A 15,139-nucleotide genomic window follows, 5' to 3' on the forward strand; every position below is an offset into this window, starting at 1 on the left:
GCGACTGCGGCCGTTCGGAACGTCTGCGGATGCGCGCGCAGGCGCAGACGTTCCAAACTGCAGCGGTCGCCGGTCAGAACGAGGCGGAGTGCTCGAAGTCGAGGCGGAGGGGCTCGACGGGGACGTCGAGGTTCGCACCGCCGCGGTACCGCGCGCCGATGTGCCGTTCGGGCAGGCGGCTGCGGCCGGCTCCGAAGAGCCGCTCGCGCAGCGTCCCCGAAACCTCGCCCTCCTGCGGCAAGCGGCCGCGGCGGCGCAGCTCCGGGACGACGAGCTCGGCGAAGTCGCGGGCCGTGTCGAACGAGTGGTACTGGCGGAGGTTGATGCCGTCGAGGCCGTCCTCGTCCAGCCAGCGCTCGATCTCGTCGGCGACCGTCTTCGGGTCGCCGACGACGAGGAAGCGCTCGTCGCGGCCCTGCTTGATGAAGTCGAGCGCGGCGCCGACGGTCGTGTCGAGCGGCAGGTACGGCACCTTCGACGCGGGGAACTCCGCGCGCGCCAGCGCCTCGCGCACCGTGATGTCGCGCGGGAACGCGGTCAGGTCGACCGGCAGGCTGCTGTGCGCGAGGATGCCGTCGAGGCTGGCGTGCTCGCGGTAGAGCCGCCACTTGTCCTCGGCCTCCTCCTGCGTGCGCCCGACGATCACCCCGGCCATCGCGATGAACCGGATGTCGTCGCGCTCGCGCCCGTGCCGCTCTGCCGCATCCCGCATCCCGTCGGCGTTGCGGCGGAACTCGTCGCTCGTGCGGCCGCCGGTGAAGACGACCTCCGCATGCCGGCCGGCGAACTCGATGCCCGCGGGCGAGCCGGTCGCCTGGAACAGGGTGGGCGTGCGCTGCACCGACGGGTGGACGATGTGCGGCCCTGCGACGCGGAACCGCTCGCCGACGTGGTCGATGTACCGCACCTTCGACGGGTCGGTGAAGACGCCGGACGCGCGGTCGGCGACCACCGCGTCGTCGTCCCACGACCCCTCCCACAGCTTGTAGAGCACGTCGAGGTACTCGTCGGCGTAGCGGTAGCGGACGTCGTGCGGCACCTCGCCGTCCAGGCCGAAGTTGCGCGCGGCATTCGGCAGGTAGGAGGTGACGATGTTCCAGCCGATGCGGCCCTTGGTGAGGTGATCGAGAGTGGACATGCGCCGGGCGAACGCGAACGGCGGCTCGTAGGTCGTCGAGAAGGTGACCCCGAAGCCGAGCCGCTCGGTCACCGCGGCCATGGCGGGCACGAGCAGCAGCGGGTCGAGGTTCGGGCTCTGCAGCCCCTCCCGCAGCGCGGTCTCCGGTCCGCCGCGGAACACGTCGTACGCCCCGATCACGTCGGCCAGGAAGATGCCGTCGAAGCCGCCGTGCTCCAGCAGCTGCGCCAGCTCCAGCCAGTAGTCGAGGTCGGCGAACCGCTCCCGGTTGTTGCCGGGCAGCGGCCACAGCCCGTGCGTGATGTGGCTCACGCAGGCCATCTCGAACAGGTTGACGAACAGCTGCTTCGGCTCGCTCATGCGGCGGTCTCGCTTTCGGGGGTGGATGCGGCCGCGACGGCCCGCGGGTCGAACTCGGGGATGGCGGCGATCAGGGCACGAGTATAGGCGTGCTGCGGGCGCTCGAACACGTCCTGCGGCGTCCCCTCCTCGACGACGACGCCGTCCTTCATCACGAGCACGCGGTCGCTGAGGTGGCTGATGACGCCGAGGTCGTGGGAGATGAACAGGTAGGCGACCCCGGACTCCCGCTGCAGCACGGCGAGCAGGTCGAGGATCTGGGCCTGGATGGTCACATCCAGCGCCGACACCGCCTCGTCGAGCACGATCACATCGGGACGCGGCGCGAGGGCTCTCGCGATGGCGACGCGCTGCCGCTGACCGCCGGAGAGCGTGAGCGGGAACCGCGGGAGCACGCTCTCGGGCAGGCCGACCTGCGCGAGCAGCCCGACGATGCGCGCGCGACGGTCGCCGGGCGTCGCGAACCGCTCGGAGCGGAGGGCGTCGCTCAGGATGCGCTCCACCGTCCAGCGCGGGTCGAAGGAGCTGAGCGGGTCCTGGTACACCACGGCGATGCGGCTGCGCAGCTCGCGCCGTCGCGCCTCCGGCAGCGGCGCCCACGGCCGATCGAGCAGGGTCACGGTGCCGCCGTCGAGCGACTCGAGCCCGAGCGCGAGGCGCGCGGTGGTGCTCTTGCCCGATCCCGACTCGCCGACGATGCCCAGCGTCTCGCCGGCCCGCAGGTCGAACGAGACGTGGTCGACTGCCGTGGTCACGGTCCCGTCGGAGGTGTGGAACCGCTTCACCAGGTCGGTCGCCGCGAGCACGACCTCGCCCGGCGCCGGTTTCGCGGGCAGCGCGGCGGCTCCCGGCGTGAGCGCATGACCGCGGGTGGATTCGCTCGGCACCGCGGCGATCAGCGCCCGGGTGTACTCGTGCTGCGGGTCGCCGAGCACCTGCGCTGCCGTGCCCTGCTCCAGCACCTCGCCGCCGCGCATGACCAGGATCTGGTCGGCGAGCCGGGCGACGACGGAGAGGTCGTGGCTGATGAGCACGACCGAGGCGCCGCGCTCCTTCATCCGCTCCAGCTGGTCGAGCACCTGCGCCTGCACGGTGACGTCGAGCGCGGTGGTGGGCTCGTCGGCGATCACGATGTCCGGATCGAGCGCGATCGCCGAGGCGATCAGGGCGCGCTGGCGCAGGCCGCCGGAGAGCTGGTCGGGACGCTGCTTCGCCCGCACCGCGGGGAACGGGACGCCGACGCGCGTCAGCAGGTCGAGCACGCGCTCGCGCCGCGCCTTCCTGTCGCCCCAGCCGTGCAGCCGGAGCGCCTCCTCGATCTCGCGGCCGACCGGGCGCAGCGGGTCGAGCGAGACCAGCGCGTCCTGCAGCACGAAGCCGAGGTCGCGTCCGCGGATCCGCTTCCACTGCCGCGCCGTGAAGCCGCGGACGTCCTCGTGGTGGATGCTCAGTTCGTCCGCCTGCACGGTGGCCGACCGGCCGGCGAGCCCGACGAGCGAGCGCGCTGTGACCGACTTGCCCGACCCGGACTCGCCGACGATGGCCACGCACTCCCCCGGCCGCAGGTCGAAGCTCACGCCGTGGACCACGGGACGCTGCACCCCGTCCACCGTGAACGCCGTGCGCAGGTTGCGGACGCGCAGGCGGGTCGCCGGCCAGTCCAGCTGCTCCACGACCCCGTCGGTGTCGCGTTCGACGATGCTCATCACCGCTCTCCCTTCTCCAGGCGCGCCTGGATGTGCCGGCCGATGGTCGTCGCGGCGAGCGCCACGGCGACGATCACGAGTCCGGGGATGACGACCAGCCACCAGGCGGTCGTCAGGTACTGGCGGCCGGCGTCGAGCAGTGCGCCCCACTCCGACGCGGGCGGGGCGACGCCGAGCCCGAGGAACGACAGGCTCGACGCCCACACGATCGACTGCCCGATCGACAGCGCGAACACCGCGACCAGCGGGCGCAGGGCGTTCGGCAGGATGTGGGCGCGCACGATCCGCCAGCGCGAGTGCCCCAGCGCGGTCGCGGCTTCGACGTAGCCCGAGTCGCGCGCGCCGAGGATCTGGCCGCGGATCATGCGGGCGTAGCCGGGCGCCGTCCCGATCCCGACCGCGAGCACCTGCGTCGCCGCGCTGGGCCCGGCGATCGCGATGAGCAGCAGGGCGAGCAGCAGCGCGGGGAAGGCGAACAGGACCTCCACGAACCGGTCGATCACGACGGCCACCGGCTTGACGCCGAGCGCGGCGAGCGTGCCCAGGATGAGCGCGAGGCCGACGCCGACTGCCGCCGCGCCGAGCCCGATCGTGAGCGAGTCGCGGGCGCCCCAGACGACGCGCGTGTAGAGGTCGCGGCCCGACTCGTCGGTGCCGAAGGGATGCGCGAGGCTCGGCGGCTGCAGCGCGGCCTGGTAGTCGATCGCGGTCGGGAGGTGGGTCGTCAGCGCCTGAGGGGCGACGACGGCCACGAGCAGCAGCGCGGCGAAGGCGATCGCGAGGTACAGCCCCCAGGGCGCACGCGCGAGGCGGGTGCCGAGGGCGGTGGTGCGGGCCGCCGCGACCGGCGGCGTTCCGAGGGCGGTCATGTCAGCTCCAGCCGGGGGTCGATGACGGTGTAGACGACGTCCACGATGAGGTTCGCGGCGACGTACACGACCGCGACGAGGGTGACGATCCCGGTGACGACCGGGAGGTCCTGCGAGTTGACCGCCGAGACGAGCACCGAGCCGATGCCCGGCCGGGAGAAGATCGACTCCACGATGACCGCGCCGGAGAGCGTCGCGCCGAGCGCCCAGCCCGACAGGGTCACCGCGGGGATCACCGCGTGGCGGAGGACGTGCCGGAGCCGGATGCCCCACTCGCCCATCCCGCGCATGCGCGCCGAGAGCACGAACGGCTGCTCCAGCGACCGCTCGAACTCGGAACGCACGCTCTGCGACATGAAGCCGGCCAGCGGGATCGCGAGGGTCAGCGCGGGCAGCACGATCCCGGCGGGCGAGGTTCCGCTGATGATCGGGAACCAGTGCAGCCCGAGGCCGAACACCAGCAGCAGGATGATGCCGAGCCAGTAGGCGGGCAGGCCCGCGGTCACCACATCCACCGTCGGACCGACGCCGCCGACGCGCGGACCGCGGCCGGCCGTCAGGGTCACCCAGACCACCATGATCACCCAGGCGAACGCGATCGCCGCAAGCGACAGTGTGAGCGTCGCGCCCAGCTGCTCGCCGATGATCGCAGTGACCGGCCGGTACTGCTGGTAGGAGGTGCCGAAGTCGCCGGAGACCAGCCCGCGCAGGTAGTCGAAGTACTGCACGATCACCGGTCGGGTGAGGCCGTACTGCTGGTTGATCTGCGCCAGCTCCTCCGGCGTCCTGGCCTGCGCCTGGCCGGCCCGGATGTTCAGGATGGTCGTCGCCCTGTCCCCCGGCAGCGCCAGCTGCGCGAAGAACGCGACCGTCGCGGCGCCCCACAGCACGACCAGCGCGGCGCCCACCTTGCGGAGGATCGTGACGCCGACGGCGCGGGCCCGGCGGGGCCGGATCGCGTTCTGCGCGATCGGCCCCGCGGTCAGCTCACTTGACGAAGTAGGCGTCATAGAACGTCGGTCCTCCCTGTGCGTGCTCCTGCCAGACGCCGTGGAGCTTCGTGGCGACGGCCAGCGTGCTCAGCCGGTCGTAGACGCCGATCGCCAGGGCGTGCTCGGCGATGTAGTCCTGCGCCTTCTCGTAGGAGGCGTTCTGGGCCTCCACGGTCGACGCCGAGTTGCCGTCGAGGATGTACTGCTCGAGCGTCTTGTCGTTGTAGAACGCCGCGTTCGCGTAGTTGGGGTCGTCCGGGGTGGACGGGCGCCAGTTGATGTAGAGGATGCCCGCGGTGACGGCCGTCCAGTAGCCGGCGGCGAGATCGTGCGTGTCGGGTGCCGCGTACTTGCCCGAGAAGAACTCGCTCTGCGGCACCGGCACCAGCTTCACGTCGAAGCCGACCTTGTCGGCCTGCTCCTTGACGCCCTGGAGGATCGCGGCGCCGTCGGCGTTGATGATCGAGCCGGCGCCGTACGGGAGCGAGACGGTCAGCTTCGTGCCGTTCTTCTCGCGGACGCCGGTGCTGCCGCTGCGGGTCCAGCCCGCGGCATCCAGCAGGGCGTTCGCCTTCTTGACGTCCTGGCTGTACCAGCCGGCCGCCTTCTCGCTGTAGCCGGGCGTGGTCTGGCTGACGCCGCCGTTGCCCTCGAACGGGATGACGCCCCGCCCGATCGTGTCGACGATCTGCTTGCGGTCGAGGCTGTAGGCGAAGGCCTGGCGCACCTTCTCGTCGGTGAACGGACCCTGCTGCGTGTTGAACGAGATCTGCTGCGGGCGGCCGGCGGTGACGTACTTCTCCAGCTGGTAGCCGCCGGACTTCAGCGTGTTCCACTGCACGGCCGGCACGTCGTAGATCGCGTCCACCTGGCCGCCCTGCAGCGCAGCGACGCGGGTGGTCGGGTCGGCGACGAACTTCCAGTCGATCTCGTCCACATAGGCGGGCCCGGTGTGCTTCGCGTTCGCGGGCGGCGAGGTGTAGCCCTTGTTCTTCTTCAGGATGATGTCCTGACCGCGGTTCCACTTGTCGACGATGAAGGCGCCGGAGCCGATCGGGGCCTCGCAGTTCTGCTCCTTCGTGCGCGTTTCCAGCGCGTGCTGCGACTGGATGCCGAAGTAGCCCTGCGTCAGGTTGTCGGCCAGCCGCGGGTAGGGGCGGGAGAGGTCCACCTGAAGGGTCGTGTCGTCGATCGCCTTCGCGTCCTTGTAGTACCCGTCGAGCCAGACCTTGGCGGTGCTGTTGCCGCCCTTCACCCAGTAGTCGAAGTTGTAGGCGACGGCCGCGGCGGTGAGCGACGTCCCGTCGGTGAACTTGACGCCCTTCTTGAGGTCGAAAGTCCAGGTGAGGCCGTCGTCGGACTGCTTCCAGGAGGTCGCGAGCCACGGGACCACCTTGTGGTTCTCGTCGAGGGAGGTGAGGTTGTCGAGCACCTGGTACGACAGGTACGCCTGCTCGATCCAGCCGCCGAAGACGCACGCCGGCTCCTGCTGGTGGGCGTAGACGATGGTGCCGCCGGTGACCTTCTGGCCGCCGCCGCTCGCGGCGTCGGAGCCGGAGGCGCAGGCCGACAGCGCGAGCACGCCGGTCAGGACGACGGCCGCGGCGCCGAGGGAACGGGAGGTACGGGAACGCATGAGGACTCCTTGAGGCATCGGGGGTGCGCATCAGAATCCTGGAATCCGCAACAGAGGTCGACCTCCGATGACGTTCTGTTGCACCCTCCGTCGTGAGCAGTCGAACGTTCGAATCTCCTGTTGGGCCGACTGACGTCGGAGAATTCGAACGTTTTCAGGCCGAAGCCCCGACGGACGGCGGCACTGGTCCGGGAGGCTGCCGCCGGTTACGGTGGCGGCATGAGTGCACGGGCGGAGGCGTTTGTGGAGGCGGGCGACCAGGAGGTCCGCATCTCGCATCCCGACAAGGTCGTGTTCCCGGAGCCCGGGCTGACCAAGCTCGACCTCGCCAACTACTACGTCGCGGTCGCCGAGGGGGCGCTGCGCGGCGCGGGCGGCCGGCCGATGGTGCTGAAGCGCTTCGCCAAGGGCCTCGGCCAGGAGCCGTTCTTCCAGAAGCGCGTGCCCGAGAACCACCCGCCGTACATCGGCACCGCGACTCTGCGCTACGCGAGCGGGACTTCCGCCGAGGAGGCGGTGCTGCGCGACGCCGCGGGCCTCGCCTGGGTCTCCAATCTCGGCTGCCTCGACCTCAACCCGCACGCCGTCCGGGCGGAGGACCTCGACCATCCGGACGAGCTGCGCGTCGACCTCGACCCGATGCCCGGCGTCGACTGGTCGCAGATCGTCGACGTCGCCTTCGTCGCCCGCGAGGTGCTCGAGGACAACGGCCTGGTCGGCTGGCCGAAGACGAGCGGGTCGCGCGGGCTGCACATCCTGGTCCGCATCCGCCCGGACTGGGGCTTCTCCGACGTGCGCCTGGCGGCCGAGACGCTCGCGCGCGAGGTGGAGAACCGCGCGCCCGGGCTGGCGACGGCGCGCTGGTGGAAGGAGGAGCGCGGCGAGAGCGTCTTCGTCGACTTCAACCAGAACGCGAAGGACAGGACCGTCGCGTCGGCCTACTCCATCCGCCCGCTGCCCGACGCGCGGGTCTCGACGCCGCTCGACTGGGACGAGGTGCGCTCCCGCCGCCCGGAGGAGTTCACGGTGCCGACCGTGCTGGAGCGCTTCGCCGAGCGCGGCGACCCGCACGCCGGCATCGACGACGCCGTCGGCTCGCTGGACGGCCTGCTCGCTCTCGCCCGCGAGCTCGGCCCGGCGGAGAAGCCGCCGCGCTCGGGCGACGGCGCGGGCCGCCGGGTCTCGACCATGCCGCTCGTCGAAGTCGCTCGCACCAGGACGAAGCCGGAGGCGGTGGAGGCGCTCGAGCGCTGGAAGGCAGCGCATCCCGGCGTCGTGGAGCACCTCAGCCCCGCCGACGAGCTGGTCGACGGGATGCGCGGGTCGAGCTCGCTCTGGTACCGCGTGCGGGTGAACCTGCAGCACGTTCCGGAGGCGCAGCGTCCGGAACAGGAGGAGCTCGTCGCCGACTACGACCCCTGGGCCGGCAGGGAGTGGGCCGGCCGGCCGTGAAGGAGCGCGTCCTCGACCTCGTGTTCCTCATCGGGGTGCTGTTCAAGGGCCTCGACGGGCTGTTCGAGCTGGTCGGCGGCGCAGTGCTGCTGTTCGTGCCACCGGCGCAGCTGCAGCGGGCCGCCGAGCGCGCGACCGCCGGCGAGCTGGCGGAGGACCCGCACGACCTGATCGCCAACCTGGTGCTGCACGGCGCCGCCCACCTCCACGGCCGCTCGGTCTGGTTCGTCGCCGCCTACCTGCTGCTCCACGGCCTGGTGAAGCTCGCGATCGTGGTGGCGCTGCTGGTCGGGACCCGCCGCGTCTACCCGTGGGCCATGGCGGCGCTCGGCGCGTTCCTCGTCTTCCAGGTGTACGAACTCGTCGTGCGGCCGTCGGTCGCGGTCGCCGTGCTCACGGTGCTCGACGCGGTCATCATCTGGCTCACCTGGCGGGAGTGGCGGCGGGGCAGGGAGCTCCGGACCACCTGGCGCCAGACGGTCGCGTGGGTGTTCCGGCGCCCACAGCCGCGCCAGGCCTAGCCCGCGAGCTCGCCGAAGAACCTCCGCACGGCCTCCGCCGTGCGCTCGGGCTGCTCCAGAGCCATGAAGTGGCCGCCCGCCCCGGCGACCTCGACGCTGCGGAGGTCGGTCACGGCGCGCTCCGCCAGCGAGGGCGGGAAGCCCTCGAGCCACGGCTCCCGGCTGAGCAGCAGTGCGGTCGGGGCGGCGACGGCCGCGCGCGGCTCGTTGAACGACCAGTCGAAGTACTGCCGGAACGAGGTCGCGATCGTCCCCGTCGCCCAGTACAGGGTTGCGACGCGGAAGAGGTCGGCGGCCTCGACCGCCGCCAGTCCGCCGTCGGCCCAGTCGTCCCACTTGTCCGCGATCCACGCCAGCAGGCCGGCAGGGGAGTCGGCCAGCGCCGCCGCGATGGTGTCCGGACGGGTTCCCATCATCGCGCTGTAGCCGCCGTCCTCCTCGTCGTACTCGCCGAGCGCCTCCAGGTAAGCGGCCTCCCGGTCGTCCTGCGGGCTGTCGTCGGCCGGGAACGGCGGATGGATCAGCTGCAGGCCGACGATCGCCTCCGGGTGCAACGCCCCCAGCCAGCCCGCGGCGGCTCCGCCGATGTCGCCGCCGAACGCGCCGTAGCGGTCGAACCCGAGCGCGACCGTCATCAGCTCGTGCAGGTCCTCCGCGATGGCGGCGCGGGTGAGCGGCCCGTCCGGCAGCTCGGAGAAGACGAAGCCGGGCAGAGACGGCACGACGATGTCGAAGGCGAGCTCGCCGGTCGCCGCCGCGGCGAGCGCGTCCGCCAGCGGCAGGTACTCGGTGAACGCACTCGGCCAGCCGTGCAGCAGGAGCAGCGGGACGACCCGCTCGGCCGGCCGGGTCGGGCGCACCCGGACGAAGTGGATGCGGTGCCCGCGCACCGTCGCCGTGAACTGCTCGTAGCGCTCCAGCCGCTCCTCCTCCGCCCGCCAGTCGAACGCCAGCCAGGCGTCCACCAGCTCCTTCAGCCGCGATCCGCCGAGGCCCGCAGGGCGGCCGACGTCGGTGGCCGGGAGGAATCGGGTGCGCTCCAGCCGCTGCCGGAGGTCGGCGAGCACCTCGTCGGGGAGGTGCAGGTGGAACGGTTCGGGGACGGACGGTGCGGCGGACGTGGCCCGGGTCTCGGACAAGCGGTCTCCTTCTGCAGGGATGTCGTGAGACCTGCCATTCTTCACGGTCCCAGCCCCCTTGCGGCAAGCCCCCGCGGCTCCGGTACGGTGAGGATGGGGATGCCGGCCGGAGTCACGCGGTCGCCGCGCGGCGCACCAGCACCAGCACGATCGGCAGCGCCAGGGCCAGCGCCAGGAACGCGGCGGCGGCCCCGATGAGCGACGCGAGCAGGCTGACGGCGAGGGCCCCGATGGCCATCCCACCGTCGTAGCCGGCGTTCCAGAGGGCGCTGACAGTGCCGTACTGGGCCCGGTCGGCACCGTCGTACATCGCCGCGATCGTGGCGTTCTGCAGCGCACCGAACCCGAGGCCGAACACGACGCCGCCGATCAGGACCAACGGTGCGCTCGACGTCGCCGCCATCGCGGCCATCCCAGCCGCGGAGAGCAGGATGCCCGGCGCGAACAGGCGGCGATGCCCGAGGCGGTCGCCGTAGCGCCCGGCGACCCAGCGCCCCAGGGCGGCGGTCGCGGGCTGCAGCAGGAGGAGGGCCGGGGTGATGGATGCCGCCGACCCGGTCAGCGCGCCGGGCACGCACGTGACCACCACCCCGGCGACCGCGGCGGAACCGGCGAAGACGAGCGCCGGCCGCAGCACGGCGGGCGACCGGAGCCCGGCCAGGATCCCCGACGACGCCGCCGTCGAGGCGGACGCGCTGCGCGTCCGGCCCGGAGTCCGCGGCACCGCACCGCTCAGCCCCGAAAGGCTCGCGAGGGCGAGCAGGGGCCCCGCGCCGGCGACGGCGAAGACGGCGGAGGGGCCGGCGGCGGCTGTGACCCACACCCCGAGAGGGAGCGCGGCGAGCGACGGGACGGCGCTGACGAGCCCTGCGAGCGCCAGTCCTTCCCCCCGGCGCTCGGGCGGTACGAGGGCCGCCGTGACCGCACCGCCCGCGACGATCGCGAGCGCGAAGCCGAGCCCGCGGAGCACGCCGACGCCGACCAGGGCCGGAACGGCGGTCGAGGCGAGCAGCAGGAAGGTGGGCGCGCCGAGCAGCACCAGACCGGCCGCCAGCACGGTCCGCGCGCCGAGGCGGTGCATCAGCCACGGCGAGGCGAGCTCGCCCGCGACCGTCGCCGCCAGCAGTGCGCCGTTGGCGAGTCCGCCGGCGATCGGCGACGTGCTGCCGGCGAGCAGGGGGACCACGGCCAGCGGGAGGAAGAAGCTCACCGAGCAGGCCACGATCGAGGCGAAGCGCAGGAGGAGCGGAGTCGTCACCAGCCGCGGGCGGCGGGTCGTGGTGGGCGAGGTGGTCGCGGTGGGGACGGTCGTCGTGCTCATGCAGTCGACACTAGGAATCGGGTGGCACAGCGGTAAGATCCATTGCCATGACCGTGGAGTGGTCCAATTCTGCTCCCGAGCTGCTGATCCGGTTGGATCGCGGCTCGCCGGAGCCGCTGCGTTCGCAGCTGCAGACGCAACTCCGCGCCGCGATCCAGACCGGCAGGCTCGGCGCGGGCGAGCGGCTGCCGTCGTCCCGGGACTTCGCCGGGAGCCTCGGCGTCGCCAGGGGAACCGTGCAGGACTGCTATGAGCAGCTTCGTTCGGAGGGGTACCTGGTCGCACAGGTCGGTTCGGCCACGCGGGTCGCCGACCTGCGGGTGGAGCCGGCGGAGGCGGACGGACTCCCCGAGGACCCGCCCGGCGCGGCCCGGCCCGGCAGCCGCCTCCGGATCGCCGACTTCGCGTCCGGCGTGCCCGACCTGGGCACCGTACCGCGCGACGACTGGCTGTGGGCGCTGCGCGAAGCGACGAGGACGGCCCCCAACGCGGCGTTCGACTACGGCGATCCGCGCGGCGACCCCGCGCTCCGGAACGTGGTCGCGTCGTACCTTCGTCGCGTGCGGGGGATGAACGCGCATCCCTCTCGGGTGATCGTCTGCGCCGGGTTCGCGCAGGGGCTCGCGGTGACGTTCCGTGCGCTCGCGGAGCGCGGCGTGTCCCGCTTCGCGGTGGAAGACCCCGGGTCCATCGGAACGGTGACGCGCGCCGCGGAGGCCGTCGGCGGCTCGGCCGTCCCGGTCCCCGTCGACGAGCGCGGCATCGACGTGGCGGCGCTGGATGCGAGCGGCGCCCGCGCCGTCGTGCTGACGCCGGCGCACCAGTGGCCGACCGGTGTCGTGCTCGCCGCCGACCGCCGCCTCCGGCTGCTCGAGTGGGCGGAACGCCGGGACGCGATCGTGGTGGAGGACGACTACGACGCCGAGTTCCGCTACGACCGGGAGCCGGTCGGCTCGCTCCAAGGCCTCGCGCCCGACCGGGTGGTGACGCTCGGCACCGTGAGCAAGTCCCTCGCTCCGGCGCTGCGCCTCGGCTGGGCGGTCGTTCCGGCGCACCTCATGGACGGGGTCGCCGCCGCCAAGGAGTCCGCGGACCGGGGAGCCCCGACGCTCGACCAGGTCGCACTCGCCCGCCTGATCGAGTCGGGCCGCTACGACCGCCACCTGCGCCGGATGCGCACCCTGTACGGCGCCAGGCGCGACGCGCTCGCGTCGGCGCTGGGCGCACGCGCACCGCACCTCCGGCTCACCGGACTCGCGGCAGGCTTCCACGCCGTCGCCCACCTCCCGGAAGGCGCGGACGAGACGGCGATCGTCGATGCAGCACGCGCCCGCGGCGTCGGCCTCTACGGGATGAGCACCTACCGCTCGAACGGGAGCACACGTCCACCGCAGCTCGTGTTCGGCTTCGGGAACACGTCCGAGGAGGCCATCCGCGCGGGCGTCCACGCCGTCGCCGACCTCCTCGGACCCTGAGGCGGCGGCGGACACGCCAGGTGCCGACGGACACAGGATGTCGACCGCCGTGGGCGCGCCCCGCTATAGTCGGACCGTCCGAGGGGGACTCGCCTATCGGGGCGACTTGTCTGGTTCGATTTCCAGAGTCCTCCACCACGTCGCTGTGGGAGAAGACGGCCGCTCCGGCGGAGAGAAGCGGTACCCGGTGTCCACCGGCCGAGCAGCCCTGGTCTGGATGGCGCCGACCGAGGCGCTCGTCGCCGTCACCACCAGCGCCGATATCGCCGGCGTCGTCGCCCTCGCCCACTGTCGGTGTGGCAGACCAGTTCATCTCGCTCGTCCAGGAAGCTGATGTGGAACTCAGGATCGGCCCATCGCCGGGCGATTCCCAGAGCCGAATCCAGCTGCTCCTGCTTTGAAAGACGACGCCGTTCCGGATGCAGGAGTTCGATCCCTCCGATCCACGCGATGAAGCCGCTCAAGGTGAGTTCGCCGAAGAGTCTCAGCACCTCTCCCCCATCGTCGATGTCGAGCGTCCCCTGCGTCATCCGGACGACCCGCATGCCCTCACCCGAGCTCCAGGCACCCTCGGATAGCCGAAGCCCGGCCTCACGGGCCACTCCTGCCTGCGGGTTCGGGTCCTGCGGAGGGGCGTGACCAGCGGCCCGATCGCGCAGCGTGACGGGTTCGATCGGGGTGGCGGGCGCCGCCGGCCAGTTCTCCCGCAGGACCCGCACGAGCGGCTCCGCGAGGTCGAGTACCTGCCCGCTCTCGACCTCCGCACGGGTGAGACAACCCACGCGACCGTCCACCTCCGGCATCGAACGGAGACGACAGAGATACCAACGCTCTTCGACCGTGTTCCCGTCGCTCGTGCTCCGGCGATTCGACATCACCACCCGCTCCACGTCGACCATCGCCTTCAGGTCGTCGCGCAGACGGGCGATCAGGGCTTCCGCCCATGTCTCGTCTGCCGTGAGGTAGTAGCGCGGAAGGGCGTGATCCATCGTGATCAGCAGGTCGTCAGTGATGACGATCGCCGCGACAGATCGGGCCGTCGGTGCCCGTTCAGAGGAAGCGCGTAGTGCGTCCCCGTCGGAAGGAACGCCATCGTCGAAGGAGGGATGGGAGTCCACAGCCGGCTCCTCCTTCCGTGCGTTCCGGCAGGCGGGACGCGCCTTGCCGGTGGGAGACATCCATCGACGGGATGCCGTCGCGGGGCAGCATAAGCGGGACCGCACGCTTCACGACATTCAGCGGCGTCTGGTGGGAACGTGGTCCGACAGGTCGGGATAGCCGCTCGCCGCTGTCGATGGGTACCGACGGTGCGACGATCGTCTTTTATAGAACAGCTCTCGTATAAAACACGATAAGGTCACAGGGTGCAACCGAGCCCATACACCCCTGGTGTGATCGCCCCCGAGGTCCCTGGCCGCACAAGGCAGCTGGCCGATTTCGAGGAGCGCCTGTCTTACCTCGTCGACCTGCGTCGGCTGGACGGACGTATCCACGTCGACCACGCGCCGCGCGGGTTCGGCAAGACTTCGCTGTTGCGGAACTATCAGCGCCGTGCTCGCAATCGCGGCGTTCTCGCGGTGTGGGTGACCGCGGGCGAGGGCCACCTCATAGGCCAGATTGCGGCCGAACTTGCGCGGGAAACAGCGGCCTGGAGCGAAACGGCCCGTCGCAAGTTCGGCGCCACCCTGGATTCGCTCACGGTTCGGGTAGGGGTGCCGGCGGTGGCTGGCGTCGAGGCGACGGTGCGCCCCGGCGCTCACGCCCCGGCGGTACCGTCGATGAGCCGGGAGTTCGAGTCCGTGATCCGCGTCGCCGCTGCAGGAGACAAGCACACCGCAGTGGTTCTCCTGATCGACGAGATCCAGGCAGCTGATCCCGACGGGCTACGCACTCTCGCGTATGCCTGGCAGCACCTGCAGAGCGAGGGTGCGGACGTGCCGGCGGCGGTATTCGCTGCAGGTCTTCCGAATTCGGCCGACGTCATCTCTGGTGCCGCCACTGCCAGCGAACGCTTCGCCTACCGGCCCCTGCCCGCTCTACAGCCCCAGGATGAGGAGTTGGCGTTGATCGTTCCCGCTCGCCTGCAGGGCGTCGAGTGGAGGCCGGAAGCGCTCGCGCTCGCGCTTGATACCGCGCGCGGCTACCCCTACCTGGTGCAGCTGATCGGCGACGCGGCCTGGACCGCGGCTGGACGGCCAGACCCAGGGGCATGGATCGAACTCCCCCATGTCCTGGCTGGCCGGGAAGCGATGCAGGACGATATGGAGGCGCTATTCCGGGCGCGGTGGTCCAACGCAACCGACATGGAGCGCGACTTCATGACCGCGATGGCACAGCTGGGTGACGGTTCCGTCCGCCGGATCGACATCGCAGAACGGCTCGGCGTGACCAGCGCCAGCCTCTCCGTGCCCCGCGACCGGCTCCTGAACCGCGGGTTCATCCAAGCGAGCCGTCGCGGCGCCCTCGAGTTCACGATCCCCGGCTTCGCCGATTACATCCGCATCCACGACGACAACTGACGACCATGCCA

At 71.7% G+C, this 15,139-nt stretch carries 12 protein-coding genes; 4 read left to right on the forward strand and 8 right to left on the reverse strand.

Features of this window, described 5'->3' with window-relative positions; all coding sequences use genetic code 11:
• Positions 1-73: 73 nt before the first annotated feature.
• The 5 genes from HNO83_RS07855 to HNO83_RS07875 are packed head-to-tail and all read right to left on the reverse strand — an operon-like array spanning position 74 to position 6,701.
• On the reverse strand, positions 74-1,498 hold the full coding sequence (locus HNO83_RS07855) for an NtaA/DmoA family FMN-dependent monooxygenase (protein WP_175336963.1): 1,425 nt from the start codon (positions 1,496-1,498) through the stop codon (positions 74-76).
• Positions 1,495-3,204 (reverse strand): dipeptide ABC transporter ATP-binding protein, encoded by a 1,710-nt coding sequence (locus HNO83_RS07860; protein WP_175336964.1) that lies wholly within the window; start codon positions 3,202-3,204, stop codon positions 1,495-1,497. The genes HNO83_RS07855 and HNO83_RS07860 overlap by 4 nt, the downstream gene beginning before the upstream one ends.
• Positions 3,204-4,073 carry an ABC transporter permease gene (locus HNO83_RS07865; RefSeq protein ID WP_175336965.1) on the reverse strand — a complete coding sequence of 290 codons (870 nt, stop codon included), beginning with the start codon at positions 4,071-4,073 and terminating at the stop codon, positions 3,204-3,206. The genes HNO83_RS07860 and HNO83_RS07865 overlap by 1 nt, the downstream gene beginning before the upstream one ends.
• A complete protein-coding gene (locus HNO83_RS07870) occupies positions 4,070-5,083 on the reverse strand; it encodes an ABC transporter permease (protein ID WP_175336966.1) in 1,014 nt (337 codons plus the stop codon). Before HNO83_RS07870 ends, HNO83_RS07865 begins: the two co-directional genes overlap by 4 nt.
• Entirely contained in the window at positions 5,061-6,701 is a 1,641-nt protein-coding gene (locus HNO83_RS07875; protein ID WP_175336967.1) for an ABC transporter substrate-binding protein, read from the reverse strand. Before HNO83_RS07875 ends, HNO83_RS07870 begins: the two co-directional genes overlap by 23 nt.
• Positions 6,702-6,920: 219 nt before the next feature.
• Here HNO83_RS07875 and HNO83_RS07880 point away from each other — a divergent pair, with 219 nt between their 5' ends.
• Both HNO83_RS07880 and HNO83_RS07885 read left to right on the forward strand, forming a co-directional pair.
• Positions 6,921-8,153: a DNA polymerase domain-containing protein gene (locus HNO83_RS07880; protein WP_175336968.1), complete on the forward strand. Its 1,233-nt coding sequence runs from the start codon at positions 6,921-6,923 to the stop codon at positions 8,151-8,153.
• Positions 8,150-8,674: a DUF2127 domain-containing protein gene (locus HNO83_RS07885; RefSeq protein WP_349627105.1), complete on the forward strand. Its 525-nt coding sequence runs from the start codon at positions 8,150-8,152 to the stop codon at positions 8,672-8,674. Before HNO83_RS07880 ends, HNO83_RS07885 begins: the two co-directional genes overlap by 4 nt.
• Here HNO83_RS07885 and HNO83_RS07890 read toward each other — a convergent pair.
• Positions 8,671-9,813: an epoxide hydrolase family protein gene (locus tag HNO83_RS07890; RefSeq protein WP_175336969.1), complete on the reverse strand. Its 1,143-nt coding sequence runs from the start codon at positions 9,811-9,813 to the stop codon at positions 8,671-8,673. The two genes, HNO83_RS07885 and HNO83_RS07890, sit on opposite strands and share 4 nt — an antisense overlap.
• A gap of 112 nt (positions 9,814-9,925) precedes the next feature.
• Positions 9,926-11,134, reverse strand: coding sequence for an MFS transporter (locus HNO83_RS07895; RefSeq protein ID WP_175336970.1), 1,209 nt, complete (start codon positions 11,132-11,134; stop codon positions 9,926-9,928).
• Positions 11,135-11,181: 47 nt separating this feature from the next.
• Here HNO83_RS07895 and pdxR point away from each other — a divergent pair, with 47 nt between their 5' ends.
• Positions 11,182-12,609, forward strand: a complete 1,428-nt coding sequence (pdxR, locus tag HNO83_RS07900) for a MocR-like pyridoxine biosynthesis transcription factor PdxR (RefSeq protein WP_175336971.1) — start codon at positions 11,182-11,184, stop codon at positions 12,607-12,609.
• Positions 12,610-12,854: 245 nt separating this feature from the next.
• Here the strand turns inward: pdxR and HNO83_RS07905 are convergent, their stop codons facing one another.
• On the reverse strand, positions 12,855-13,727 hold the full coding sequence (locus HNO83_RS07905) for a hypothetical protein (protein WP_175336972.1): 873 nt from the start codon (positions 13,725-13,727) through the stop codon (positions 12,855-12,857).
• A 273-nt stretch (positions 13,728-14,000) separates the two neighbouring features.
• On the opposite strand from HNO83_RS07905, the gene HNO83_RS07910 reads away from it, so the two are divergent.
• Complete coding sequence (locus HNO83_RS07910; protein WP_217498812.1) at positions 14,001-15,128, forward strand: DUF8462 domain-containing protein; 1,128 nt, start codon at positions 14,001-14,003, stop codon at positions 15,126-15,128.
• Positions 15,129-15,139: the final 11 nt, after the last annotated feature.

It is taken from the genome of Leifsonia sp. C5G2, from assembly GCF_013359685.1.
Taxonomy (GTDB): domain Bacteria; phylum Actinomycetota; class Actinomycetes; order Actinomycetales; family Microbacteriaceae; genus Leifsonia.